20 protein-coding genes and 4 pseudogenes are annotated in these 24,625 nt (G+C 72.1%); 14 read left to right on the forward strand and 10 right to left on the reverse strand.

Annotated elements, in window-relative coordinates; genetic code table 11:
- Window positions 1-35: 35 nt before the first annotated feature.
- The 5 genes from AB0D27_RS00530 to AB0D27_RS00550 all read left to right on the forward strand — a co-directional run bounded on the left by AB0D27_RS00530 (window position 36) and on the right by AB0D27_RS00550 (window position 5,264).
- The gene (locus tag AB0D27_RS00530; protein WP_362500733.1) at window positions 36-701 is read left to right on the forward strand and encodes a hypothetical protein; all 666 of its coding nucleotides are present in this window, start codon (window positions 36-38) and stop codon (window positions 699-701) included.
- 198 nt (window positions 702-899) lie between these two features.
- Complete coding sequence (locus AB0D27_RS00535; RefSeq protein WP_362500734.1) at window positions 900-1,106, forward strand: hypothetical protein; 207 nt, start codon at window positions 900-902, stop codon at window positions 1,104-1,106.
- A gap of 200 nt (window positions 1,107-1,306) precedes the next feature.
- On the forward strand, window positions 1,307-2,044 hold the full coding sequence (locus AB0D27_RS00540; RefSeq protein WP_362500735.1) for a helix-turn-helix domain-containing protein: 738 nt from the start codon (window positions 1,307-1,309) through the stop codon (window positions 2,042-2,044).
- 386 nt (window positions 2,045-2,430) lie between these two features.
- Window positions 2,431-3,780 (forward strand): FAD-dependent oxidoreductase, encoded by a 1,350-nt coding sequence (locus AB0D27_RS00545; RefSeq protein ID WP_362500736.1) that lies wholly within the window; start codon window positions 2,431-2,433, stop codon window positions 3,778-3,780.
- A 128-nt stretch (window positions 3,781-3,908) separates the two neighbouring features.
- A complete protein-coding gene (locus tag AB0D27_RS00550) occupies window positions 3,909-5,264 on the forward strand; it encodes a nucleobase:cation symporter-2 family protein (protein ID WP_362500737.1) in 1,356 nt (451 codons plus the stop codon).
- Here AB0D27_RS00550 and AB0D27_RS00555 read toward each other — a convergent pair.
- On the reverse strand, window positions 5,250-5,510 hold the full coding sequence (locus tag AB0D27_RS00555; RefSeq protein ID WP_362500738.1) for a helix-turn-helix domain-containing protein: 261 nt from the start codon (window positions 5,508-5,510) through the stop codon (window positions 5,250-5,252). The genes AB0D27_RS00550 and AB0D27_RS00555 overlap by 15 nt on opposite strands.
- 76 nt (window positions 5,511-5,586) lie before the next feature.
- Here AB0D27_RS00555 and AB0D27_RS00560 point away from each other — a divergent pair.
- Together AB0D27_RS00560 and AB0D27_RS00565 are read left to right on the forward strand one after the other, a co-directional pair.
- Window positions 5,587-5,808: pseudogene (locus AB0D27_RS00560) on the forward strand (NADH:flavin oxidoreductase/NADH oxidase); the annotation flags it as partial.
- 76 nt (window positions 5,809-5,884) lie between these two features.
- Window positions 5,885-6,226 (forward strand): hypothetical protein, encoded by a 342-nt coding sequence (locus tag AB0D27_RS00565; RefSeq protein WP_362500739.1) that lies wholly within the window; start codon window positions 5,885-5,887, stop codon window positions 6,224-6,226.
- Here the strand turns inward: AB0D27_RS00565 and AB0D27_RS00570 are convergent.
- Window positions 6,157-6,653 (reverse strand): annotated as a pseudogene (locus AB0D27_RS00570) (Dyp-type peroxidase); the annotation flags it as partial. The gene AB0D27_RS00565 and the pseudogene AB0D27_RS00570 sit on opposite strands and share 70 nt — an antisense overlap.
- A gap of 587 nt (window positions 6,654-7,240) precedes the next feature.
- On the opposite strand from AB0D27_RS00570, the gene AB0D27_RS00575 reads away from it, so the two are divergent.
- Window positions 7,241-9,070 (forward strand): phosphatidylglycerol lysyltransferase domain-containing protein, encoded by a 1,830-nt coding sequence (locus AB0D27_RS00575; RefSeq protein ID WP_362500915.1) that lies wholly within the window; start codon window positions 7,241-7,243, stop codon window positions 9,068-9,070.
- On the opposite strand, the pseudogene tatA reads toward AB0D27_RS00575, so the two are convergent.
- The 3 genes and pseudogenes from tatA to AB0D27_RS00590 form a co-directional block, all read right to left on the reverse strand.
- A pseudogene (tatA, locus tag AB0D27_RS00580) lies at window positions 9,036-9,191 on the reverse strand (Sec-independent protein translocase subunit TatA); the annotation flags it as partial. The gene AB0D27_RS00575 and the pseudogene tatA sit on opposite strands and share 35 nt — an antisense overlap.
- Window positions 9,192-9,256: 65 nt before the next feature.
- Window positions 9,257-10,183: a cation-transporting P-type ATPase gene (locus AB0D27_RS00585; protein WP_362500740.1), complete on the reverse strand. Its 927-nt coding sequence runs from the start codon at window positions 10,181-10,183 to the stop codon at window positions 9,257-9,259.
- 229 nt (window positions 10,184-10,412) lie between these two features.
- Window positions 10,413-10,727: pseudogene (locus AB0D27_RS00590) on the reverse strand (metalloregulator ArsR/SmtB family transcription factor); the annotation flags it as partial.
- Window positions 10,728-10,891: 164 nt separating this feature from the next.
- Between AB0D27_RS00590 and AB0D27_RS00595 the strand changes: the two are divergent.
- Window positions 10,892-12,928: a HEAT repeat domain-containing protein gene (locus AB0D27_RS00595; RefSeq protein ID WP_362500741.1), complete on the forward strand. Its 2,037-nt coding sequence runs from the start codon at window positions 10,892-10,894 to the stop codon at window positions 12,926-12,928.
- A 634-nt stretch (window positions 12,929-13,562) separates the two neighbouring features.
- Here the strand turns inward: AB0D27_RS00595 and AB0D27_RS00600 are convergent.
- Window positions 13,563-14,159, reverse strand: coding sequence for a hypothetical protein (locus AB0D27_RS00600; protein WP_362500742.1), 597 nt, complete (start codon window positions 14,157-14,159; stop codon window positions 13,563-13,565).
- A gap of 212 nt (window positions 14,160-14,371) precedes the next feature.
- On the reverse strand, window positions 14,372-15,196 hold the full coding sequence (locus tag AB0D27_RS00605) for a PilZ domain-containing protein (RefSeq protein ID WP_362500916.1): 825 nt from the start codon (window positions 15,194-15,196) through the stop codon (window positions 14,372-14,374).
- A 667-nt stretch (window positions 15,197-15,863) separates the two neighbouring features.
- Between AB0D27_RS00605 and AB0D27_RS00610 the strand changes: the two genes are divergently transcribed.
- The 3 genes from AB0D27_RS00610 (at window position 15,864) to AB0D27_RS00620 (ending at window position 18,644) form a co-directional block, all read left to right on the forward strand.
- Window positions 15,864-16,541: a uracil-DNA glycosylase gene (locus tag AB0D27_RS00610; protein ID WP_362500743.1), complete on the forward strand. Its 678-nt coding sequence runs from the start codon at window positions 15,864-15,866 to the stop codon at window positions 16,539-16,541.
- On the forward strand, window positions 16,538-17,518 hold the full coding sequence (locus AB0D27_RS00615; protein WP_362500744.1) for a BadF/BadG/BcrA/BcrD ATPase family protein: 981 nt from the start codon (window positions 16,538-16,540) through the stop codon (window positions 17,516-17,518). Before AB0D27_RS00610 ends, AB0D27_RS00615 begins: the two co-directional genes overlap by 4 nt.
- A gap of 205 nt (window positions 17,519-17,723) precedes the next feature.
- A complete protein-coding gene (locus AB0D27_RS00620) occupies window positions 17,724-18,644 on the forward strand; it encodes a hypothetical protein (RefSeq protein ID WP_362500745.1) in 921 nt (306 codons plus the stop codon).
- 73 nt (window positions 18,645-18,717) lie between these two features.
- Here AB0D27_RS00620 and AB0D27_RS00625 read toward each other — a convergent pair whose 3' ends face one another.
- The 3 genes from AB0D27_RS00625 to AB0D27_RS00635 all read right to left on the reverse strand — a co-directional run bounded on the left by AB0D27_RS00625 (window position 18,718) and on the right by AB0D27_RS00635 (window position 23,185).
- On the reverse strand, window positions 18,718-19,764 hold the full coding sequence (locus AB0D27_RS00625) for a lactonase family protein (RefSeq protein ID WP_362500746.1): 1,047 nt from the start codon (window positions 19,762-19,764) through the stop codon (window positions 18,718-18,720).
- Between the two features lie 61 nt (window positions 19,765-19,825).
- Window positions 19,826-20,965: a nitric oxide synthase oxygenase gene (locus tag AB0D27_RS00630; protein WP_362500917.1), complete on the reverse strand. Its 1,140-nt coding sequence runs from the start codon at window positions 20,963-20,965 to the stop codon at window positions 19,826-19,828.
- 732 nt (window positions 20,966-21,697) lie between these two features.
- A complete protein-coding gene (locus AB0D27_RS00635; RefSeq protein WP_362500747.1) occupies window positions 21,698-23,185 on the reverse strand; it encodes an FUSC family protein in 1,488 nt (495 codons plus the stop codon).
- A gap of 216 nt (window positions 23,186-23,401) precedes the next feature.
- On the opposite strand from AB0D27_RS00635, the gene AB0D27_RS00640 reads away from it, so the two are divergent.
- Together AB0D27_RS00640 and AB0D27_RS00645 are read left to right on the forward strand one after the other, a co-directional pair.
- Window positions 23,402-23,878 (forward strand): Lrp/AsnC family transcriptional regulator, encoded by a 477-nt coding sequence (locus tag AB0D27_RS00640; protein WP_362500748.1) that lies wholly within the window; start codon window positions 23,402-23,404, stop codon window positions 23,876-23,878.
- Window positions 23,879-23,922: 44 nt separating this feature from the next.
- On the forward strand, window positions 23,923-24,618 hold the full coding sequence (locus AB0D27_RS00645) for an HAD family phosphatase (RefSeq protein ID WP_362500749.1): 696 nt from the start codon (window positions 23,923-23,925) through the stop codon (window positions 24,616-24,618).
- Window positions 24,619-24,625: the final 7 nt, after the last annotated feature.

Below are 24,625 nucleotides of genomic sequence, written 5' to 3' on the forward strand. Positions count from 1 at the left end.
TCGGGTCAGATCACTAGCTCAACCGTGGGGGAATCATGCGCGTTCGCACGACTGCAGCCACGGCTGCCCTGCTTCTGGCCGCACTCACCGCGTGCGGCGGCGGAGGCGACAAGGCTGATGCGAAGTCACCGGACAAGGCACCAGCGTCGGCGTCGGCGTCGGCGTCGACCAGCAAGACCAAGGACAAGAACGTCGACTGCACTGACCAGTCGCTCAGTCAGGCCGACTGGATGGCGTACTGCTCTGACGGGGCCGGCAATGGTGGGGACGGGACCGCAGGCAAGTCGACGGGTCTCAAGTTCGGCGAGTCGTACACCTGGCCCGACGGGCTCAAGCTCACGGTCGTCGAGGCGAGGGTGTGGACCAAGTTCACCGACGATGACTTCTCCACGGACGATCCCAACAGCACCGAGTTCCGCGTGAAGTTGAAGCTGACGAACACGGGCAAGTCCGCAGTGAAGCTGGACGAACTGTCGACGATCATCGAGGGTGCCACGAATGGTGGCGAGGCCAGCAGCAACGAGTTCCAGACGGGGAAGGCCCCGCTCGAGGGGCGCCTCGCTCCCGGCGTCACCGCGGTAAAGACGGACGACAACAGCCTCGAGATGAAGTACGGCAAGAAGATCGTGGTGACGGTGCAGCGGTCGAGTGACAACTACGACCTTGACTCCCCCGAGTTCACCGGATCCATTGCCAGCTGACCTGCCGGTCGCAAGCACAGCAGAACGCCCCCGCCACCACCCCGGGAAGGGGCGGCAGCGGGGGCGCAGATGTCACAGGGTCGGTGCTGGCGTGAGTCCGTTGCGGGCGGCGATGTCGAGGCCTTGCCGGGCCAGGGCGACGCAGCGCCGCGGGAGTGCGGACACGTCCCGGCCTGAGATGAGCGCATCGAGGGCGGCGTGCGTGGATTCGTGCAGTTGGGGCAGATCGCGGCGAGCGGCGTATCGATCGGCTTGCCTGCGGTGGCCCACCACGATTTTGGGCAGATGTGGTGCCGTTCGATGACCGCGCACGCGTGGCCTTTGCAGGGGGACGCGGCGAAGTTGATCTCCCGGATTTCTCCCACACCGAAAGTTGATCTTTCGAATGAGGAACCTGCGGCGTGATGCGTCAGGCATCGAAACGCGCTCTGACCTGCGTAGCGTCTGCGTCGCTCGCCAGCCTCGGTCAGTGACTGGCCTTTCGGCCTGGGACGATCCCCCGCGTCGCCCCAGGCCGACGGCAGTCCGGAACCAACCCGCGGAGGATCTCGACCGGACGTCCTGAGTATAGTTGGCTGGCAGCCAGTCAACACAGGAGTTTCAGCATGTCCCCGCGCAGCGCCTCGGTCAATGAAGAGTTGCGGCGGCGTTCCCGGGAGCGGCTGTTGCAGGCCGCGGTGGAGCTGGTGAGCGAGCGTGGCTATGAGGCGACGACGCTCGGAGACATCGCGGATCGCGCCGGATCGGCGCGCGGACTGGTGTCGTACTACTTCCCCGGCAAGCGCCAGCTCGTGCAGTCAGCTGTGCACCGGTTGATGCACCGCACGCTGGAGGAGGGGCTGGAGCGCGAGCCGCGTACCGACGACGGCCGGGAACGGATGGCGCGGGCCATCGACGCGATTCTGGGCCTTGCCCGGGACCAGCCCGTGCTGATGCGCCAGCACATGGCCGGAATCCTGCAGGCCGAGGGGTTCGTGCAGTGCCCGGAGCAGCAGCGGCTCGCCCAGCTTCTGGGGGACACCGTGGCCCGGCACGGCTCGCCGGACGCAGCCACCGACTATCCGATGCTGCGGGCGCTGCTCATGGGCTCGGTGTACGCGGCCCTGGTTCCGGGCGTTCCGATGCCGGTCCCGACGCTGCGGGCCGAGCTGTTCAAGCGCTATCGCCTCGACTGGGAGATGGGCGTCCCGCCGGAGACCGAGGTGCCCGGCGGGAGATGCGAGACAGACCTGTCACGGTTCTTCGCAACCGGCCACGAGCCCGACGCTCAGCCCGGTCGGTCCGACGCTCAGCCCGGTCGGCCGGGCGGACAGCCCGACGGGGCCGAGGGTCGGTCGAAGTAGTCCAGCCGCGTCCGGACCTCGCTCTCGCGCTGACGGGCACGTGTCGCCCGGTCCGGCGCCGGTCCCCCAACTTCAGGACACCGCTCCCGCAGGGACGGACACATGCCGCCCGGACCCACGCCGGTCCCCCAATCTCAGGACCCCGCTGCCGCACGGACGGACACATGCCGCCCGTCCCCCGTCGGTCCCCCAACGTCAGGACCCCGCGCCGACCTCGCGACGCTCGTCGACTGGATCGAGGAGCCGCTGTTCGAGGCGTGGGGTGCACGGGACGCGAATGGACACGTACCCATGCGACACGCGCCGCACCCTGTCAGGGGAGCACCGGTGGTGCGATCCTGGACTCATCAGCGATCTCCCTCATCCCGCGGGTAAGGAGTTCGGCCGTGCTGCATGTCGCCGTCGTCGGATCGGGGCCCAGCGGGGTCTACAGCGCCCAGAGTCTCCTTCAGCAGAGCGTGCTGTCCGAGGTCCGCGTGGACGTCCTGGACCGGCTGCCGTGCCCGTACGGTCTGGTGCGCTACGGCGTGGCACCCGACCACGAGAAGATCAAGTCCCTGCAGAACAATCTGCGGGCGGTCCTGGAGGACGAACGGGTGCGGTTCCTGGGCGGCGTCCAGGTGGGCCCGGACGGGGTCCCGGTGTCCCGGCTTCGGGAGCTGTACCACGCGGTCGTCTACTGCGTGGGCGCCGCCACCGACCGCCATCTCGGCGTGCCCGGCGAGGAGCTGCCCGGTAGCTGGTCGGCGACCGAGTTCGTGTCCTGGTACAGCGCGCACCCCGACTCCGTGGCCGACGGATTCGTGCTCGGCGCACGGTCGGCCGTGGTCATCGGCGTCGGCAATGTGGCCGTCGACGTGGCCCGGATGCTGGCCCGCGGCGCGGCCGAGCTGAGCCCCACCGACATGCCGCAGGCGGCGCTCAGCGCGCTGGCCGAGAGCGGGGTGACGGAGATCAGCATGGTCGGGCGGCGCGGTCCGTCGCAGGCCCGTTTCACCACCAAGGAGCTGCGCGAGCTGGGCTCACTCCCGGACGCCGACGTCGTCGTGGATCCTGAGGAGCTGGCGCTCGATCCGGCCTATCTCGATCCCTCGGAGCTGCCCGCCGCCCAGCGCCGCAATGTGGAGGTACTGCGCGGATGGGCCGCCACTCCACCGCGGGGCCGCCCCCGGCGGATCCGGCCGCGCTTCTTCCTGCGCCCCGTCGAACTGCTCGCCGACGCCGGGCGTGTGGGCGCGGTGCGCTTCGAGCGGACGGTGCCGGACGGACGGGGCGGGGTGACGGGTACGGGGCGGTACGAGGACATCGAGGCGCAGTTGGTGCTGCGCTCGGTCGGCTATCGCGGGGTGCCGCTCGAGGGGCTGCCGTTCGATGCCGACCTCGGCACGGTGCCCCATCTGGCGGGACGCGTGCTGCGGGACGGCGTGATCTCCCCGGGTGAGTACGTGGCGGGCTGGATCAAGCGCGGCCCGACGGGTGTCATCGGCACCAACCGGCCGTGCGCCAAGGAGACGGTGACCTCGCTCCTGGAGGACGCCCCCGTGCTCGTACGGCGAGAAGTCGCCGAGGATCCGCTGACGGCGCTGCGGGCGGAGGGGCTGCTGCCGGTCGAGTGGTCCGGGTGGCAGGCCATCGAGCGGGCCGAGGCGGAGCTCGGGGCCGCGCTCGGCCGGGGTGTGGTCAAGCTCCCCGACTGGGCGTCGCTGCTGGACGCGGCGCGGGCGGCGGGGTCGTAGCAGAGTCGGCTCGGCTCCCGTGGGCATGACACGCACCAGCAACAAAGCGGAAATCAACAAACTGTTCAAGCCGCCTACGGTCTGGTGCTGTTCGACTTTCCCCGCTCCCCGCCGCCCCTGGAGTGCCCATGGCAACCACCGCTCCCGTGCATCCCGTCGACGAGGTCCCACCCGCACGCCAACTGGCCGCCTTCGGGCTGCAGCACGTGCTCGCCATGTACGCGGGCGCGGTGGCCGTTCCGCTGATCGTGGGCGGTGCGATGAAGCTGTCGCCCGCCGATCTGGCGTATCTGATCACCGCGGATCTGCTGGTGTGCGGGATCGCGACACTGATCCAGTGCGTGGGGTTCTGGCGCTTCGGGGTCCGGTTGCCGATCATGCAGGGCTGCACGTTCGCGGCCGTCTCGCCGATGGTGCTCATCGGGACGACGGGCGGTGGACTGCCTGCGATCTACGGCTCGGTGATCGTCGCGGGTCTCGCGATCGTCCTTCTCGCCCCGGTCTTCGGGAAGCTGCTGCGCTTCTTCCCGCCGCTTGTGACGGGCACGGTGATCTTGATCATCGGCGTCTCGCTGCTGCCGGTGGCGGGCAACTGGGCCGCCGGCGGCCAGGGTTCGAAGGACTTCGGCGAGCCGAAGAACCTGGCCCTTGCGGGCTTCGTGCTGGCCGTGGTGCTGGGCGTGCAGCGGTTCGCGCCGGCCTTCCTCAGCCGGATCGCGGTGCTGATCGGCATCGCCGTGGGCCTCGCGGTCGCGGTGCCGTTCGACTTCACCGACTTCGGTGGCGTGGGGGACGCCGACTGGGTCGGGATCAGCACGCCGTTCCACTTCGGCGCGCCGTCGTTCCACGCCTCCGCGATCATCTCGATGCTGGTCGTGGCGCTGGTGACGATGACCGAGACGACCGGTGACTTCATCGCTGTGGGCGAGATGACCGGCCGGCCGATCCAGCCGCGCACCCTCGCGGACGGCCTGCGTGCCGACGGCCTTTCGACGGTCCTCGGCGGCGTGTTCAACACCTTCCCCTATACGGCGTTCGCGCAGAACGTCGGCCTCGTCGGTATGACCCGGGTGCGCAGTCGCTGGGTGGTCGCGGCAGCGGGCGGCATCCTCGTACTCCTCGGCCTGCTGCCCAAGCTGGGCGCGGTGGTCGCGGCGATACCGGCGCCGGTGCTGGGCGGCGCGGGCCTGGTGATGTTCGGAACGGTCGCCGCGAGCGGTCTGCGCACCTTGGCCGAGGTGGACTTCAAGGGCAACAACAATCTGACGGTGGTGGCCGTCTCCGTCGCCGTGGGCATGTTGCCGGTCGGGGTGCCGACGGTCTACGCGAAGTTCCCCGACTGGTTCCAGACGGTGATGAACAGCGGGATCAGCGCGGGCTGCCTGACGGCGATCGTACTGAACCTGCTCTTCAACTACCTCCCGGGGAAGGCGACTTCGGCCGAATCCGCCGCCGAGCCGGAGACCGCGTCAGCCGGCGCGTAGCCCGTCGGCCTGCCGGGCCGCCGCGGTCAGGACACTGCCCAGGAGACCGGGGAACAGTGCGTCGAGGTCGTCCTTGCGCAGGCCGTTCATCTTGGCCGTCCCCCGGTAGGTCTGCCGGATCACCCCGCTCTCGCGCAGCACCCGGAAGTGGTGCGTGGTCGTGGACTTGGTGACCGGCAGGTCGAAGTGCGAACAGGAGAGCTCGTCGCCGTCGGCGGCGAGCTCTCGCACGACCTGGAGCCGCATCGGGTCGGAGAGCGCGTGCAGCACGGACTCCAGCCGGATCTCCTCGCGCGCGGACAACGAGTTCCTCTCCCCGCACGTTCCCTTCGCCGCCCGCGTGAAGAAGGAGACCTCCCCGGCCGTCGCCGCCGTCGGTCTCCTCACCGACGCGGAACAGGCCGAAAAGATTCTCGCCAACGGGGAGGCCGACGCGGTGCTGCTCGGCCGTGAGCTGCTGCGCAATCCGTCCTTCGCAGGCCTCGCCGCCCGCGAGCTCGGGGGCGACGTCCATGTGCCGGACCAGTACCACCGGTCCGTGTAAGGATCGTCACCCAGAACGACCGAGACCCTACGTGTTGTAGGGTCTGGGTCGAATGCGTCTTACCCAAGGGGGACCCGTGAAGGAACGTGACACCGAACGGACGGTACGCGGGCCGGCATCCGTCCTGGCGCTACTCCTGCCGAGTCTCGGCATCGCCGCCCTGGGCGTGTACCACCTGTGCGGATTCGACCTGCATGCCCTGCACATGCGCCGCCCGCACCTCTACGACGGACTGACCGTGATGGGCGTGATCACCGCCTTGGTGACCGCCGGAGCGGCCCTGGGCGATCTCCTGTGGTGGGCGACACGCGACCGCCCGGGCGCCGACACCGGGGAGCCCTGCCCGTCTCAGCCCTTGAGGAGCCCGCGGCCGAGCCAGTCGGAGTGGTTGCGCACCCCGGGCAGGGCGAAGAAGTAGCCGCCGCCGGTGGGCGCGTGATGTAGTCGACGAGTGGCTCGTCGATCAACCGCTCCTGGGTCGCCTCGAACTGGCGGACGACGTCCTGCTGGTAGCAGCAGAAGAGCAGCCCCATGTCCAGGTTCCCGGCCTTGTCGACACCGCGGTCGTAGTTGTAGCCGCGGCGCAGGATCCGGGTCGCGTCGGTCTTGGCCGTACGGGGGTTGGCCAGCCGGATATGGGCGTCGAGCGGAATCGCCCGGCCCTGCGGGTCCTTGGTGTAGCGCGGGATGTCTCTCTCGCGCGCGCCGTCGAGCGGTGCTCCGGTGTCGCGGCGGCGGCCGATCATCTTCTCCTGCTCGGTGAGCGAGACCTGGCCCCAGAACCCCACGAGCATGCGGATCACCCGGACCACCTGGTAGCTGCCGCCGACCGCCCAGTCCGGTTCAGACGATCAGCCCCGCTTCCAGTCCCTCACGCAGACCGATCAGAAAGCTGGGAAACGCGTCGTCCCACACCACAGGCCTCTCCGGAGCATCGCGTTCGCGGCCGGACGGCCACAAACGGTGCTTAGTGTGGGCATGCCTGAGTAGCCGTCAATTCGGCGGACACATCTCGCCATATCGGACGGGTGATCCCTCCGGGCGGCGACAGTGCGCCTCGCACACCCGCCCCGGCCACCGGAGAGCCGCACGCCGACCGGGCCCAGCCACACGGCGTCGACCTGCGGAAATGCCACCGCAGGGCACTCACGCACCGGGCCAAGAGGTGGACAGGGAGCGCGCCTTCGCCGTACGACGGGACAACCGACGCTCCACGTCGCCCCGTACACCGGCAGGGCGATTCTTACCACCCCTTTACTCCTGGGCCTCGCGATAATCCCTCTCTTCCCTACACCATGTAGGGTTCCCGCTCCGTCCCCCGGTTTTCCCCGGCCTCTCCCCTAGGTGATGCTCCACGGTGTCCGTACAACAGTCAGCGCTCATCCCCGAACAGCGCAACGCCAGCTCGCGCCAGACCGATCCCGCCGGACAACTGGGCCACCGCACGCGGCTGCGGGCGGCCGCGCTCACCGTCTGGTACCTGCGCCTGCTCGCGCTGCTCAACGTGGTCGCGGTGGTGTCGCTGCCGTTCCGGGAAGAAGTGCACGAGCACAACGGAGGTCAGTACTTCACCCCCTACCTGGCCACCGCCGGGCTGATCTCGGCGGCGCTGGCCCTGTTCCTCGCCGTGGTGATGCGGCGCCGCAAACGGGCCGCGTGGATCTTCAACCTGCTGCTGGCCGGGCCTCTCTTCGCGCTCTACACCGCGGCGCTGACCCAGGACCGCTATCAACGCCACGGCTTCAACTGGATCTCGGCCCTGCTCACCGGTCTCTTCGTCGCCGCGCTGCTGCTGGGCCGCAAGGAGTTCCACGCCGTCGGCGACCGCTCGAACCCCAGACTGGCCCTGGCGGTGGGCGCCGGCGGACTCCTGGTCAGCGCCACCCTCGGCACGCTGCTGGTGAGCGCCACGAACCGCGTGTCCGGGACACCGCTCAGTGACCGGATCGCGTACACCCTCCTGCGCGGCGTCAGCGTCGGCCCGCTCGCCGACCGCTTCGACAGCGTCGCCACACCCCGCTGGGTGGACGTCGTGATCAACGCCCTGATCGCCGCGACCTTCCTCCTCGTCCTCTACGCCCTCTTCCGCGCCCCCCGCGGTCGCGAACTCCTCGGCGCCGCGGACGAGACACGACTGCGGGAGCTGTTGGCCAAGCACGGCGAACGGGACTCACTGGGGTACTTCGCACTGCGCCGCGACAAGGCGGTCGTGTGGTCCCCGAGTGGCAAGGCGGCGATCGCCTACCGGGTCGTTGGCGGCGTGACCCTGGCCTCCGGCGACCCCATCGGAGACCCCGAGGCCTGGCCCGGCGCGATCGAGGCCTGGTTGCGGGAGGCGCGCCGGCACGCCTGGACTCCCGCGGTGATGGGCGCGAGCGAGGAGGCCGGCACCATCTACGCCCGGCACGGCCTGGACGCCCTGGAACTCGGTGACGAAGCCATCGTGGACCGGGCCGACTTCACCCTGGAGGGGCGCGCGATGCGGGGCGTACGGCAGGCGCACAACCGCGTTCGCCGGGCCGGTTACACCGTCCGCGTCCGGCGGCACGCCGACATTCCCGAGGCCGAGATGGCCGCCTTGACCGACAAGGCGGACCACTGGCGTGACGGCGAGACCGAGCGCGGCTTCTCCATGGCGCTCGGCCGGCTGGGCGACCCGGCCGACGGGCGCTGCGTCATGCTGGAGTGCCACGACAGTGAGGGCGAGCTCCGCGCCGTACTGAGCTTCGTGCCGTGGGGCGAGCGGGGACTGTCACTGGACCTGATGCGCCGCGACCGGAACTCCGACAACGGACTCATGGAGTTCATGGTCATCGAACTGTTGCGGCGTGCCGAGGAGATCGGTGTCGAGCGGGTGTCGCTGAACTTCGCGATGTTCCGGTCCGTCTTCGAACGCGGTACCCGGCTGGGCGCCGGGCCCGTGCTGCGGCTGTGGTGTTCGGTGCTGACGTTCCTCTCGCGCTGGTGGCAGCTCGAATCCCTCTACCGCGCCAACGCCAAGTACCGGCCCGTGTGGGAACCGCGCTATCTCCTCTTCGAGAAGAGCAGCGAACTCCCCCGCATCGGCATCGCCGCGGCCCGCGCGGAGGGCTTCCTCGCCCCGCCCGCCCTGCCGCGGCCCGGGTTCAGCGCGCGGCGCCCGACGCCTCCGTCGCCGGGTGAGCCGTCGGCTCCCCGGCCGTCCGAACAACCGTCGCCGGCGGCGCCTGCACAGCCTCGGGCTGGGCGTTCTCGTCCTTCATCGCCTTTGCCTCGCTCTTGAGGATGCGCATCGACTTGCCGAGCGCGCGGGCGGTGTCCGGCAGCTTCTTCGAGCCGAACAGCACGACGACGACGATCGCCACGATCAGCAGGTGCCAGGGTTCCAGTCCATTGCGGAGCATCCCGTGCCCACCCTTCCTCGCATCGGTCTGGGCGCGCCCGATCGGCCGCCGCCCCATGATGGTTGCTATTTTGCGCAACTGTACAACCATGAGGTGCGGCGGCCGCCCGTAACCGCGAGCGCGGCGGCGTAGAGGGCAAGGACCGCGGCGAGGAGCACGTAGTACAGGGCCGGCAGCGCGGTCATGCCAAGCAGGGGGCCAAGTGGGGAGAGGGGCATCACGAGCCCGGCGCCGGCCAGAGCAGCCGCGGCCCAGCTGATCGCGCCGGGAAGCCGGGGCCTCCCGGCCACCCCGTCCTCGGCACTGCGACGGCCCAGGCGCAGCAGCAGCATGACCAGGGCCTGGGTCAGCAGGTTCTCGGTGAACACCCACGAGCCCGACGGGTCCGGTGCGTGCGGTGAGTTCGGTGCGTCCGGTGAGTTGGATGCGTCCGGTGAGTTCGATGCGTCCCGTGAGTTCGGTGCGTCCGGTGTGTCCACCGCGGCCTTGGCGACCGCCGTTGACTCGCCCGTCAGCGCGGCCTGCCGCACCGTCAGTCCGCTCGCGCGCAGCAGTCGTACGTCGGCCGGTACCAGGTCACCGGGGCCGAGCCGGATCACATCGCCGGGGACCAGTTCGCCGACCGGGACGTCCCGGGCCCGCGGGATCCCTTCCGGGTCGGCGCGCCGCAGCACGGTCGCGGTGGTGGTGGCGAGTTCACGCAGTCCGGCCATGGACCGGTCCGCCCGGTACTCACCGGTCGCGCGCAATGCACAGCTGACCACGACCAGGCAAAGGATCACGCACGCCGTCCCCCAGGCCGCCACGGCCGCCGAGACCAGCCCGAGGCACAGCAGCACCGCGGTGAAGGGATCGCGCAGGCCGCGGACGAACAAGCGCGGCCACGACGGGGCGCGCCGGCCCGGAACCGTGTTCGCGCCGAAGTGGACAAGCCGGTACCCGGCCTGCGCCTCGGTGAGACCGCGCGGGCCGGTGTCCAGGTGCCGCAGCACTTAGAGCGAGGTGAGTGCGGTGAGGTCCCAGGGTGCGTCCTCGGCGGGTGACGCGCCGCCCCCTGGGCGCCGCTGCCGCCCCGCTGTGGCGGCGGTCTCAGGCGCCAAGGCCACGGACGCGACGTACCGACCCGTGCGCGGCGCGATGCGCATGGTCGGCGCGGTCGGCGCGGTCGCCGGGATCTGTACGGTCGGTATGGTCGGCGCGGTCGGCGTGAACCGTACGGTCGGCGCGGGCTGTCAGCTGGCCGACCATGAGGCGTACGACCGTGACCACGTCCGGGTCGTCGACGAAGTAGATCTGGCGGCGGCCCTGGCGGCGGGATCGTACGAGACCGGCGAGCTTCAGCTTGGTCAGGTGCTGGCTCACGGCGGGCAGCGCCCCGCCGACCCGCTCCGCGAGCCCGGTCACATCGCTCTCGCCCTGCGCCAGCGCCCAGACGATGTGCAGCCGCGCCGAGGACGCGAGCAGCCCGAAGGCAGCGGCCGCGTCCGCCAGCACCTCGGCGGACGGATCCTCGAAGCCGCCGACCTCTGCCGCCACCGCTGTGCTCTCCCGTCCCGCCGCACCGACCGTCTCCGGTGAATCGCCCCAGTCTAGGGCGCCGTCGCAGCGCTCGTCGGCGGCGCCGAGGTGGCTTCCCGGTGTCACTGTCAGTGCCGTGGTGCACACTCCCGATCAGTTGCCAGACGTCTGGGGAGGACGCCGTGTTCACGGGGATCGACGAGGTCGACTGGGCTTCGATGGCGCATGCCTACGGAAGCGCCGAGGACGTGCCCGAGTTGCTGCGGGGGCTGGCCTCGCCGGGCCCACAGGAGCGGGAGACCGCGCTCGACGGGATGTACGGGGCCGTGCACCACCAGGGCGATGTGTACGACTCGACGCTTGCGTGCATCCCGTTCCTGTTCGCACTCGTCGCGCATGCGGAACTCCCCGACCGGGCCGGCATCGTGGCACTGCTCGTCAGCATCGGCGGAGGGGACGCCGAGGACGACTTCCGGGACGGTGCTCCGCTCGCCCCGGGGGAGGGAGAGCACTCCGACGACAACCGCGCGATGGCACGGGCCGCGATACGGGCGGGCGCTGCCGTCTTCGAGGAACTGGTCGCGGACGCGGATCCGGAGGTACGCCGCGCGGCCCCGAGCGCGCTCGTGCGGTTTGTCGACGAACCGGCGCGTGTGCTCGGCCTGTTGGAGGAGCGGCTCGACGACGAGCGGCAGGGCGGCGTCCGGCTGGCCCTGGCCGAGGACCTCGGGCTGCTCGCGCGGCTGCACCCCGAATTCGCCGCCCCTGCGGTGGACCGTCTCGTGGCGCTCTGCGCCGCACCGCACGACCCGGGGCTGCGGCTCGCCGCCCTCGGTCAGCTGGCGGGCTGCGCCCCCGATCGTCTGCCCGCCGACCTCGTGCCCACCGTCATCGCCCTGCTCCGGGCCAGATCACAGCGCCCTCAAGTGCCGGACGAGCCCGAACGGCCGGGCACCGACACCCTCATCGGCCGTCTGCGCCGGCTGCGGCCCGCCGACGAGGAGGGCTCCCACCTGCTGCGCACGCTCCACTCGGCGCTCGGCGCCCGCACCGCCGACCGGATCGCCCTGCTCAAGGGTCAGTTGCGCAGCGAGAATCCGGCCGACCGGTGCAATGCCGTCTGGATGTCGGCGGGGCTGCTGCGCGAATGGCGCGGTGCGTACGAGGAGCCGGTCGCGCTGATCGGCGAGCAACTCGCCTCGGACGAGGAGCGGTTGCGCCAGGCCGCGGTGTCCGTCCTGGAGTCCCTCTTCACCCTGGCGGCCCCGGCCGCCGACCGGCTCGCCGCCCTCGTGGAGTCCGCCCCGGACTCCTGGGGCTGTGCCACGCCGACGCTGGGCCGTCCGCTCAAGGCCTTGGCGAGGGCGGGGGATCCCCGGGCGGTATCGGCACTCGCCGAGGTGCTGCGACGGCCCATCGTGCCGAACGAGGCCGGGTACACGATCGAGTACCTGGGCCCGGCGGCCGCACCGCTGGCTCCACTGCTGCGTGCGCGGCTGGGCGATGTTCCTCTCGACTCACCCGAGACGTTCAACCGGGCAGCGCCGCTGTTGTCCGCGCTGCGCAGCCTGCGGTACGACGCCGCCGTACCGGAAGTGCTGCGGCTGCTGCACGGCATGCCGCGCGAACTGCGGTTCCGGGACTTGCTCGTGAGGGCACTCGCCGGGACGCTCGGGACCTTCGGTGTGGGCGCGCGGGAGGCGATACCGGTGCTGCGCGAGCTGCTGCACGGCGAGTGTGCGGTGGCGGCAGCCGCTGCGCTCTGGTCGGTGGAAGGGGATGCGGAGGCCCTACTTCCGGCGCTGCTGCGGGAGTTGACCGTGGAGGGGGGAGGCCGCGCGCGGATGGCCGCCGAAGCGCTGGGCCTGCTGGGGCCGTTGGCCGCCCCCGCGCTCCCGGTACTGCGCCGTCTGGCCGACTCCGCCGAGATGTGGCAGCGCACGGCCGCCGCGTGCGCGCTGTGGGACATCGCCGGGGATCCTCAAGCCGTGCTGCCGGTGTTCCGCTCCGCCTGGCGGCAGAACGCGCACACGCGTGGCACCATCGCCGCGTGCCTCGTCCGGATGGGCAGCGCGTCGACCCCGGCCCACGACCTCGTCCACGCGGAACTCGCCGCGCCCCGCCGGCACCGGGCGCGTTCCGGCGGCTACGGCAGCCACGACATCCTCGAGGACGAATGTCTCCTGCGGGACTGTCACGCGGTACTGGCAGCCGCGTAGCGTCCACGGCCCGGGCCGAGCCCTCTTCGGGCCGCCGGCCACGCCCGGTCGGCGCCCTCGCGGGCCCGTGGCACGCCTGCGCGTCCGGTGAGCGGGGTGCCCGTTCCAGGGGGCCGGTGCCACGCGGGAGCACAACCGCGCAGTCCCGAGCCATGCGGACCCCGCCCCTCGTTCCCGCGCCGCCCGGCGATACGTCCGCGCCAATAGGAGTCCTGCCCGAGTCACGTCTGGGGCCGGAATGGTCCGGGAGGCGCCCCCCGTGCCTCCCGAGCCATGCCGATCGGCCGGTGCGGTCGAGACACGTCTGCGCGTCCGGTGCCCTGGAGGCGCAGACGCCGTGCGGCACGGCGCGGGCCTGCGCTCAGATGTGCCGCACGTAGGCGACGGGTACCCGCGTCCGTCCCTACGGCACCGGCGCCTCGACGACTTCTCTCCCCTCGCTCGACGACACACGCCGGCTGCTCCCTCAACGGCCCCCTCCCGCTCCCCTTCTCGGATTGGGTCAGGCCACCGCAGAAGCCCCTCGCCCGGTCAGCCATGAACGACTCGCCTGGCTGCGCGGGCGCAAGCCGCCCCGCCGTGTCCCGATCGGGCCAGCAACAGCAGCCCAGGCCCACGCCTCAAACCGCCCCGATCAGCTCGTCATTCGCCCCCACAGAGGCCCGATCCGCTCCCACTCCTCGTCCCAGCGCTCCATGCGCCGCCGTTCCAGACGGCCGCGGAGGAACCGTCCGCCGACAAAGGGCACGCCCGCCGCGCTGACGCCGACGAGGACGCCGACCAGACAGGCCCGCAGCCGGGCCTGCGAGGCGGTGGTGGGCTTGGTGACCAGGCGGCCGTCGGGGTCGGTCCACACGGTGACCGTGGCGCCCGCGACGGTACCGGCGTACACCCTCACCCGGCCCACACGCGGGGACCCGTCGGCCCCGGTCCAGCGCACCTTCGCCCACACAATGTCACCACCAGACTCCGTGGCGCTCGAATCCGGCGCGTCCTCGGTGAGCCGGGCGGGGACGGAATGCCTCGCGGCACGCTGCCCGGCGAGGTCGTGCTCCACGGTCTGCGTGGCCGCCAGGCCGGCGAACACACCGCCCAGTACGGTGAGCGCCCAGGCGCCGAGCATGATCCAGGCCTCCAGGGCATCACTGCGCCGCCGTAGTGGGTGGCGCCGCCACCGCCACAGCCCCAGCCATCGCCACCGCCCCACCTTCGGACCACGGAATGCCGCCATCAAGGGCATCCTCCTCACAACCGCACCGACACACCTCATCTCCCTTCCATACGCGCTCGGCCCGCCCGCTGCTCACGCCATGTCCCTCGACTCGTCCGTCCCAGGTGTCCCGGCACCCGGCGACCGCGTGCGGAGGCCGGGTGCCGAGCGCTCCCGCAGGGCGCCGACGCGACCCGCCTGACCTGCGCGGACGCCGCGCGCAGAGGTGACTGTCAGTGCCGGGGTGCAGACTGGCCCGTGTCTGAGACAACGACGTCGCGGAGGTGGCCCACATGGCCGATGTACTGCTCACCGTAGGCACTCGCAAAGGGCTCTTCATCGGACGACGGCGCGGCGGCGCCTGGGAGTTCGACGAGAGTCCGTACTTCAACGCGCAGGCCGTGTACTCGGTGGCGATCGACACCCGGGGCGAGCGCCCGAGGCTGCTGGCCGGAGGGGACAGCGCGCACTGGGGGCCGTCCGTCTTCCACTCCGACGACCTGGGCCGGACATGGACCGAACCGGGCCGGCCTGCCGTCAAGTTCCCCAAGGACACGGGGGCCTCGCTGGAGCGGGTGTGGCAGTTGCACCCGGCAGCCGCCGAGCCGGACGTCGTGTACGCGGGCACGGAGCCGGCCGCGCTGTACCGCTCGCAGGACCGGGGCGAGTCCTTCGACATCGTCCGTCCGCTGTGGGAGCACCCGACGCGCTCGAAGTGGGTGCCGGGCGGCGGCGGGGAAGGGCTGCACACCATCCTCACCGACCACCGCGACCCCCAGGCCGTCACGGTCGCGGTCTCCACCGCCGGCGTGTTCCGCTCCCGCGACGGCGGGGCGAGCTGGACACCTTCCAACTCCGGTGTCTCCGCGGTGTTCCTGCCGGACCCGAACCCGGAGTTCGGCCAGTGCGTGCACAAGGTCGCGCAGGACGCGGTGACTCCCGATCGGCTGTATCTGCAGAATCACTGGGGTGTGTACCGCAGTGACGACGCGGGCGGCCACTGGACCGACATCGGTGCGGGCCTGCCGTCCACCTTCGGCTTCGCGGCGGCCGCGCATCCGCACCGCGGCGACACGGCGTACGTCTTCCCGATCAACGCCGACGCGGACCGGGTCCCGGCCGACCGGCGATGTCGCGTCTTCCGTACGGCGGACGCGGGCAAGAGCTGGGAGCCACTGACGGCGGGACTGCCCTCCGAGGACCACTACGGCACGGTGCTGCGCGACGCGCTGTGCACGGACGGCGCGGACCCGGCGGGCGTGTACTTCGGCAACCGCAACGGCGAGGTGTACGCGTCGGCCGACGACGGCGAGAGCTGGCGGCAGTTGGCCTCGCACCTGCCGGATGTGCTGTGCGTGCGCGCCTCGGTCGTCGGCTGAACCCTGGAGGTCACACCGGACAGCTGAGCCCTTGGGGTTCCCACCGGGCAGTGCTGAGGCCTGGGGGGTCCCATCGGACAGTGCTGAGGCCTGGGAGGTTCCATCGGACAGTGCTGAGGCCTGGGAGGTCCCACCGGACAGTGCTGAGGCCTAGGAGATCCCACCGGACAGTGCTGAGGCCTAGGAGGTCCCATCGGACAGTGCTGAGGCCTGGGAGGTTCCATCGGACAGTGGGGACACGCGCGTTGTCCCAGAGGCACCGCGTTCGTCAACGGATCGGTCATGCTCGGTCGCCCCACGGCCACCGGTTGATCTCCGCCGTGTGTACGGCAGTAGGGTGACGTCCGTGGCACCACGACCGTTGCATGAAATTGTCGAACCGGGCTGGGCGAAAGCCCTGGAACCCGTGGCCGGACGGATCGCCGAGATGGGCGACTTCCTGCGCGCGGAGATCGCCGCGGGACGCACCTATCTCCCGGCGGGGGCGAATGTCCTGCGGGCCTTCCAGCAGCCCTTTGACGAGGTACGCGTCCTCATCGTCGGGCAGGACCCGTATCCGACTCCGGGACACGCGGTGGGGCTGTCGTTCTCGGTGGCGCCGGACGTGCGTCCGCTGCCGGGCAGCCTGATCAACATCTACCGTGAGCTCAACTCCGACCTGGGCCTGACCCAGCCGTCCAACGGCGACCTCACTCCCTGGACCCAGCAGGGCGTGCTGTTGCTCAACAGGGCGCTCACCACGGCTCCGCGCAGCCCGGCGGCGCACCGCGGCAAGGGCTGGGAGGAGGTCACCGAGCAGGCGATAAGGGCGCTGGCCTCCCGGGGGCGGCCCCTCGTGTCCATCCTGTGGGGCCGCGACGCCCGGAATCTGCGCCCGATCCTCGGCGAACTGCCCTCGGTGGAGTCCGCCCATCCCTCCCCCATGTCGGCCGACCGCGGCTTCTTCGGGTCCCGCCCCTTCAGCCGTGCCAACGACCTGCTGGCCAGGCAGGGAGCCGAGCCGGTGGACTGGCGTCTGCCGTGACACCGGGCGGCGCGCTGCCGGGAGTGCTGGCCGTGGACTCGGGAGGCTCGGGACTGCGTGTGCTGCTCGGTGTGCGCGGCGAATCCGTCGGTGCTCCCCTGACCTCCAAGGAACCGGTCCGCACCGGCCCGCGTGGCATCGACGCAGGGCATCTGCTGGAGCAACTGCTGCCAATGGCCCGGCAGTTGCTGGCCGAGGCAGGAATCGGCGGGGTCAGCGCCGTCGCCCTCGGGGCCGCGGGCCTGGCCACGCTCGGTGAGGAGCTGCGCGCCGAGCTGCCGTCGGCGCTGAAGCGCGAACTCGGCGTGCGGCGGCTCGCGTTGGCCGCCGACGCGGTGACCGCGTACACCGGGGCGCTGGGTCAGCGGGCCGGCGCGGTGGTCGCCGCAGGCACCGGCATCATCGCGGTCGGGACCGATCTGACGAGCTGGCGCAGGGCCGACGGGTGGGGACATCTGCTCGGCGACTGCGGAGGCGGGGCATGGATCGGGCGCGCCGGCCTGGAGGCGGCCATACGGGCCTTCGACGGGCGGCCGGGCGGCTCGGCGGCGTTGCTGGCACGTGCCGAGGAGATGTTCGGCCCGATACCGGAGCTGCCGGGCCTGTTGTACCCGCGCACCGACCGGCCCGCGGTACTCGCCTCCTTCGCCCCCGAGGTGGCCGCCTGCGCCGACGGCGACCCGGTGGCGGCGGACGTCCTGCGCGGCGCTGCCCGACACATGGCCGAGTCCGCGGCGGCGGTCTGCCCGGTCCAAGACGCCCACGTGGCGCTCACCGGCGGCCTGTTCAAGATGGGCCACCCCCTTCTCGTACCCCTGCATGAGGAGTTGGCGAAATGCCTGCCGCATGCCCGGCGGGTGCCCGCTGCGGGCGATCCGCTGGACGGCGCTCTGCGCATCGCCGTCGACCTGGCCGACGGCCGGCTCGCCCTGCCTCGCGACGAGCGGATGCTCTATGTGGTCACCGAAGAGCCGTGACCGGAATGGGGGATTGGTCCGCCCTGCCGGACCATCGATGGCAACGCTCGCCGCGAATGCCGCCCCCATACCACAGGCCGGGCAAGTGGGTTGGTACTGATCACTTCTGTTCTCTACGTAACTCATCAGACAAAAGCGGACGGATACCGCTCACCTGCACCCTCCCCGAACAGGGGAGCCCAAGAAGCCAGTAACATGCGACGCCATGAGCTCCCCCACTGGGCCCGCGTCCGGCCTGCCAGTACGAATGCCGCGACCCCGCCAGCCCGGGCGGCACCGCCGTCCGGAACCCCTGGCGGCTCCCGAGGGCGCGCCCGCGCTCGTCCTCGCGGTGCCGGGTGTGCCCAGCGTCGCCACGCGCGGCCTCGCCGAAGAGGTCGTGAGTATCGCGCGCTCGGAGCTCCCCGGCCTCGACGCCCGGATCGGGTACCTGGACGGGAACGACGAGTTCCCCACGCTGCAGTCCGTGCTGACCCGCGCCGCCGAGGAGCGTGCCGCGCGCTTCGAGCAGGCCCGCGCCGCCGGTGCGGACGTGTCCGAGCCCGACGGACCCGTCGCCGTCGTGGTGCCGCTGCTCGCCGGGCCGGACAACGCGCTGCTGCGCCGCGTCCGCCAGGCCGTCATGGACAGCCGTGTCGCGGCAGATCTGACCGACGTGCTCGGCCCGCACCCGCTGCTCGCCGAGGCGCTGCACGTGCGGCTGTCCGAGGCCGGTCTGGCCCGCGCGGACCGCGCCCGGCTGTTCACCGTGGCCACCGCCGCGGACGGCATCATCCTCGCGTCCGTCGGCGGCGAGGATGCCGTGCAGGCGGCCGGGATCACCGGCATGCTGCTCGCCGCGCGGCTCGCCGTGCCGGTGATGGCGGCGGCGCTCGACGAGGAGGGCGCCATCGCGGCCACCGCCGAGCAGCTGCGCGGCTCCGGCTCGCAGCATCTGGCGCTCGCCCCGTACCTGATCGGTCCGGAGCTCGACGCGGGGCTGCTCGACGCGGCCGCCAAGGAGGCGGGCTGTTCCGCCGCCGAGGCGCTCGGCCCGTACCCGGCGATCGGCAAGCTCGCGCTGGCCAAGTACACGACGGCGCTCGGCATCGCCCCGCAGCAGCCACAGCGCGCGCCGGTCCGCTAGCCGTCCGCCCCGCACGTACGCCGAAAGGGCCCGCTCCTCGCACAGGAGCGGGCCCTTTCGATGTGCTCCGAGGTCAGCCGAAGATCACGCAGGACGCCGCCGGGGCGTGGACGGAGCCGCCCCGGCGCGGCACACCCGTGTCCGGGTCGACCGCGAACCAGGTCACGTCGCCGGAGCGCTCGTTGGCGGCGTAGAGGAAGCGGCCCGAGGGGTCGAGGGCCAGCGCTCGCGGCCACGTGCCACCGCAGGGCACCGTGGCGACCAGCCGCAGTCCCTCGCCCACCGCGTCGGGCGTGAGCACGGAGACGACGTCCCGGCCGCGGGTGGCGGTCCACACGAAGCGGCCGTCGGGCGAGACGACGATGCCCGACGGGTAGGCGTCACCGCCCGGGACGCCCGTGAGCACCGGCGTCTCGCCGACCGGCCGCAGCGTGCCCTCGGCGGCGTCCCAGCGGCACACGGTGACGGTGGGCGCGAGTTCGTTGAGAACGTACGCGTGTTCGCCGCGCGGGTGGAAGGCGAGGTGACGTGGTCCCGAGCCGGGGCGCAGCGCGATCTCGCGGTGCAGCGTGAGCGTTCCGCCGTCCAGGGCGCAGACGCGTACGGAGTCCGTGCCGAGGTCGACGCTCACCGCCCAGCGGCCGCTCGGGTCGGGCTGCACCTGGTGGGCGTGCGGGCCCTGCTGGCGTGGTGTGTGCGGGCCCGACCCGATGTGCTGGAGCACGCTGGAGGCGGCACCCGCGAGACCGCCGCCGGGGCGGACGGGGACGGCGGTGACGCTGCCGGAGCCGTAGTTGGCGGTCAGGACGTGTCCGGCGAAGACGCTGAGGTACGTGGGGCCACTGCCGCCGATGGGCACGGGCGGCCCGGTCAGTTCCGGCTGGTCGCCGTGCACGCGGTACGCGGCCACCGCGCCGTCGGCCGTCTCGCTGACCGCGTACAGCACGTCCCGTGCGGGCGACAGGGCCAGGTACGAGGGATCTGGGACGCCGTCGACCGCGCTCAGGACGGTCAGCGCGCCGCTGCCCGGGTCCACGGCCGCGGTGAGGACGCCGAGGCCTCCCGCCGCCGTGAAGGAGCCGATGAACGCCCGAGGTTGCCGCCTGTCGCCGTCTGTCACTGCTGTCCCCTCTTCGTCCCGCGTTCGTTCGGGGCGACGGTAGCAGCCGAAGATCGACGGTCTAGACCAAAGCCTCGCCGCGCGCCCGAGCAAGGGCGTCGGAGTGATGAACGTACGCCGGACGCCGCTCCACCGCCGCCTCGTATGTGCGGTGGAAGACGGGCGTGGCGCTGCCGGAGATGGGCGGCACGATCCAGGACCAGTCGGCGCCGACCCGGCGGCCCTTGCGCTCCTCGCGTCCGAGGTGGACGAGGAAGCGCCGGGACTCGGTGTGGTGGTCGGTGATGGTGACGCCCGCGCAGTCGAAGGAGTGCAGCACGGAGCGGTTGAGTTCGACGAGCGCGCGGTCCTTCCACAGGGAGCGGTCGGTGCGGGTGTCGAGGCCGAGGCGGTCGGCGATGCGGGGCAGCAGGTCGTAGCGGTCGGCGTCAGCGAGGTTGCGGGCGCCGATCTCCGTGCCCATGTACCAGCCGTTGAAGGGGGCGGCCGGATAGCAGATGCCGCCGATCTCCAGGCACATGTTGGCGAGCGCGGGCACGGCGTGCCAGCGCAGTCCGAGCGTGCGCCACCAGGCGTACTCGGGGTGCGCGAGCTCGACTTCGAGGACCGCGTCCTCCGGCAGCGCGAACCACCGCGGCGTGTCGTCGCCACCCTGGATCACCAACGGCAGTACGTCGAAGGGGGTGCCGGGGCCGCCGGGCCAGCCGAGCCGACGGGCGAGCGCGGTGAGGCCCGCGTTGCGGGGGTCGCCGGTCACGCCGCCGTCCGGGAGTGCGTAGGCCGCGTACCGGATGAGCTGTTCGTTCCAGATCCTGGGCCCTGGCAGCCCCGGTCCGTCGGGCGCGAAGACGGTGATGAGCGCCCGGATCCGGCCCTCGCGGGTCGCCTCCCTCAGATGATCCGCCGACGCCTCGGCGACGTCCTCCGCGTCGCGCACGTCCCTGCGGTCCCGCACGCGCAGCGAGTGCCAGTACAACCGCCCGATACACCGGTTGGCGTTGCGCCACGCGACCCGCGCCCCGAACACGAGTTCCTCCCGGGTGTGCCGGTACGTCCCCACCTCCGCGATCTCCGCGTACACGGCGGCAATACGCCGGGCCGGATCGCCGAGCTGCTCTTCGGTGTGATGAAGGGTGAGGAACTCGCTCGCGGCGCGGAGGAGTTCGGGGGGAGCGGGCGCGGAGCCGGACCGGGCGGCCACGGAGCAGCCCCACGCCGTCCCGCTGCTCGCCCCGGAGCCGGTCAGCGTGCCGGCGCCGCGAGGATCACCAGTGCTCTGGGCTGCCGCGCCGCAGGGGGCGGCATCGGCCAAGGACGGTCCGCCGCACAAACCAAGACCGGCCTCCGCCGTCGGCTCGACGATGTCGGAGCCCCGGCCGGAGCGGCCCCGGAGTCCGCCCGGCAAGAGTGGACCTTGAAGGCCCGGCAGCGGGGCGGTGCGGTCCGGGCGTGCGCGCGTCTCGGTGTCGTGCGGCGTCCGGACGCGGGCCTTGCCCGGGTGGGCTGCGCCCGGAACCTCGCACGCATCGGGTCCGCGGCGGTCGCCCGGCACTTCCTGCCCCCAGGGGGCGCCGAGGTCCTCGCCACCCGCCCCGCGGTAGGCCGGAGCCCCGGCTGACCCGTCGCGCATGAGGCCGCCCTGGAGCCGGTCCAGCCGGCCACCCGGGCCGTCGCCCCCGAGGAAGGGGTATCCCGCGTCACCGACGCGGCGGTCAGGGTTGTCCCGCATGGTGCCACCCCCAAGGGGCTCCGCCCGCGGGCCGCTCCCGCACGGCTCGCGGGTTCCGTGCGTCTGATAGCCGCGGGGTTACCCGGCCGGTGCGGTGATCCACCCTCTAGATGGCCGGTAAAAATGCCTCATTCCGGGGCCTGTTGTACAGCAGCCGACGTCAGGCCCGGGCTGGGCAGGCACCTGAGTCAGAGCCCGGAAACGTCACACGCTCACCGGCCGCGCGCCCCCCAGGGGCGCCGCCAGCGCGACGAGCGCGTGCTCCAGGCCGTTCAGGTGGGCAAGTGCCTGCTCGGCGCCGGGGTGATGGGCCGGGGCGCCCTGGTGGGCCGTCAGGGCGCGTTCCGGTATCGCCCCGACCAAGGTCTCCATCGCCGTCTCGACGCGTCGGCACGCGGCCGTGAGGCGGGCGTCGTGCGAGGCGTCCGGGTCGGCGGCGACGGCCGCGAGACCCCGTACCTCGCGGGCACAGTCGTCGAGGAGGGCGAGGACCTGCCGGGCCCGCGCCTTGCGCGCCCGAACCGGGCTGAGCGGATGCACCAGGGGCGCGAGGGCCATCCGTACGCGCCCCAGAAGTGCTTCGAGCTCCGCCGCGCGCGGCGCCGGGTCGGCCTGGGCGTCGCCCGCGAGCCTCCGGGCCGCCGCCGCGGTGCAGCCGTGCACCGCGTGCAGCGCGCGCTCGACCCACCGGTCGGTGACCGCGTGCGTGGTGAGGGGAAGGATCAGCGCGACGGCGAGCGCGGCCCCCAGCGCGCCGACGCCGGTCTCGGCGAGCCGGAGCCCGAGCAGCCCGGGGTGCAGCACGCCGAGCAGCCCGTACAGCAGGCCTGCCATGACGGTGACGAAGAACATCATCCAGCTGTACGACGGCGCCGCCGTGTAGAGGATCCCGAAGACGCAGACCGCGACGAGCGCCGCGGTGGGCGCCGGCGCGCCGTGCAGAGGTACGGCGATCAGGAGCCCGGCGACGATCCCGGTGACCGTGCCGACGACGCGCCGGAAACCGCGGATGAGCGTCTCGCCGCGCGAGGCCGTGTTGACGAAGATCCACCAGGCGGTTCCGACGGCCCAGTACCAGCGGTCGTGCGAGAGCAGCTGTCCCGCGGTGAGCGCGAAGGCGCAGGCAGCGGTCGCCTGGAAGGCCTGGCGCGTGGCGGGGCGCGCGAGCCCGCGCCCGTCCAGCGGCGCCGGCGCGGCGGGCAGCGGAGTGCGCCGCTCGACGCACCAGGCGCCGAAGCGCACCGCCGAGGACGCCGCCAGCGACAGGGCGACGGCCGCGTACAGCTGCGGGAGCCCGCCCGGCAGGGCGTGCAGGAACTGCGTGGTGAAGAACATCATGAACGCGAAGATGCCGAGCGCGTGACCACGCGGCCCCCAGCGGCGGGCGTAGACCCCGCCGAAGATCACCGCGAGCCAGGTCGCGTCGCGCAGCGTCGGCACGGTGTGCAGGGCGGTGGCGAGGGCCAGGACCGGGAGGCCCGCCACCGGCAGCAGGGCGGTGGTGACGGCCTGGCCGCGCACGGTCGGGTCGCCGACCGTGAACAGCGCGAGCAGCGCGGCGAGCCCGCCCGTGATCGACGCGGGCAGCGGGAGCCCGGCCAACTGGCACAGCGTCACCGCGAGACCGACGCCGAGGACCGCCCGCAGCGACACCCGCAGCCGGAACAGTCCCGGATCCGGAGCCATGAACATCTTCTTCACCGTCGGCCGCCCGCCCCCACTTCGCTTCGACACATGCGAATGGCGCCGCGGGTCCGGTACGGCGTCCTTGCCGTCCGGCGCTGCGCAGCGCCATCAATACAGACAAGGTAAGCAACAGTCCGGTACTGGCTCAACAGGCTCGGCGCCGACTGAGCCATTGGTACAGTCGGAGACGATCACCTCAAGCCGCAAGGAGGCCAACGGACCATGGCCGTGGACGAGCTCGACACCCGCATCCTGCGGCTGCTCCTGGAGCAGCCGCGCACCAGCGTGCGCGAGTACGCCCGCGTTCTCGGTGTCGCCCGCGGCACGCTCCAGGCCCGCCTGGACCGGTTGGAGCGGGACGGCGTGATCACAGGGACGGGCCCGTCGCTGTCCCCCGGGGCCCTCGGCCACCCCGTTCTCGCCTTTGTGCACATCGAGGTGACGCAGGGCCATCTGGACGACGTCGGCGAGGCGCTCGCCGCCGTACCGGAGATCATCGAGGCCTTCTCGATCACCGGTGGTGGCGATCTGATCACCCGGGTCGTGGCGCGGGACAACGCGCACCTGGAGGACGTGATCCAGGCGCTGATCAGTCTGCCGGGTGTCGTCCGCACCCGCACCGAGGTGGCGCTGCGCGAGCGCGTCCCGCACCGGGTGCTGCCGCTGGTGGAATCGATCGGGCGGACCGCGAAGGGCTGACCCGCCACGCCGGCGCGTGGTCGCGCATGGGCATCCTTGACCCCATGAGCACTCTCGGCGGCACATCGGTCATCTTCGATCTCGACGGAACGCTCGTGGACAGCGAGCCGAACTACTTCGAGGCGGGACGGCGGACACTCGCCGAGCAGGGCGTCACGGACTTCACCTGGGCCGACCACGAGCAGTACGTCGGCATCAGCACACAGGAGACGCTCGCGCTCTGGAAGGAGCGCTACGGCTTGACGGCCCCGCTCGACATCCTGCTCGCCGACACCAACCGCCGCTATCTGGAACTGGCCCGCGCCTCCACGCGGGTGTACCCGGAGATGCGGAAGTTCGTGGAGCTGCTGGCCGCCGACGGGGTCCCGATGGCCGTGGCCTCGGGTTCCTCGCCGGAGGCCATCGAGGCGATCCTCGCGGGCACGGGTCTTGCCGCCCATCTGCCGACGGTGGTCTCGACCGACGAGGTCGCGCACGGCAAGCCCGCCCCCGACGTGTTCCTGGAGGCGGCGCGCCGTCTGGGTGCCCTCCCGGCGGACTGCGTGGTCCTGGAGGACGCCGCGCCGGGCGCCGCCGCCGCGCACGCGGCCGGGATGCGGTGCATCGCGATCCCGTACGTCGCCGCACAGGCCGACGATCCCGCCTTCGCGACGGCGGGACTGCTGTTGCGCGGCGGTCAGGGCGAGTTCACCGCCCAGTCCGCGTACGACTGGCTCGGCCGCCCCACTGCTGCATCCTGAAGGACCA

This window comes from Streptomyces sp. NPDC048415 (assembly GCF_040651675.1).
Classification (GTDB): domain Bacteria; phylum Actinomycetota; class Actinomycetes; order Streptomycetales; family Streptomycetaceae; genus Streptomyces.

Bases quoted from the DNA above. Each gene is read 5' to 3' on its own strand.
- AB0D27_RS00530 (WP_362500733.1), top strand. From the start codon at position 36: ATGCGCGTTCGCACGACTGCAGCCACGGCTGCCCTGCTTCTGGCCGCA.
- AB0D27_RS00540 (WP_362500735.1), top strand. From the start codon at position 1,307: ATGTCCCCGCGCAGCGCCTCGGTCAATGAAGAGTTGCGGCGGCGTTCC.
- AB0D27_RS00550 (WP_362500737.1), top strand. From the start codon at position 3,909: ATGGCAACCACCGCTCCCGTGCATCCCGTCGACGAGGTCCCACCCGCA.
- AB0D27_RS00555 (WP_362500738.1), bottom strand. From the start codon at position 5,510: ATGCGGCTCCAGGTCGTGCGAGAGCTCGCCGCCGACGGCGACGAGCTC.
- AB0D27_RS00600 (WP_362500742.1), bottom strand. From the start codon at position 14,159: ATGGCGGCATTCCGTGGTCCGAAGGTGGGGCGGTGGCGATGGCTGGGG.
- AB0D27_RS00605 (WP_362500916.1), bottom strand. From the start codon at position 15,196: ATGCGCGGCCGCCGCGAAGCCGAAGGTGGACGGCAGGCCCGCACCGAT.
- AB0D27_RS00620 (WP_362500745.1), top strand. From the start codon at position 17,724: ATGAGCTCCCCCACTGGGCCCGCGTCCGGCCTGCCAGTACGAATGCCG.
- AB0D27_RS00635 (WP_362500747.1), bottom strand. From the start codon at position 23,185: ATGTTCATGGCTCCGGATCCGGGACTGTTCCGGCTGCGGGTGTCGCTG.
- AB0D27_RS00640 (WP_362500748.1), top strand. From the start codon at position 23,402: ATGGCCGTGGACGAGCTCGACACCCGCATCCTGCGGCTGCTCCTGGAG.
- AB0D27_RS00645 (WP_362500749.1), top strand. From the start codon at position 23,923: ATGAGCACTCTCGGCGGCACATCGGTCATCTTCGATCTCGACGGAACG.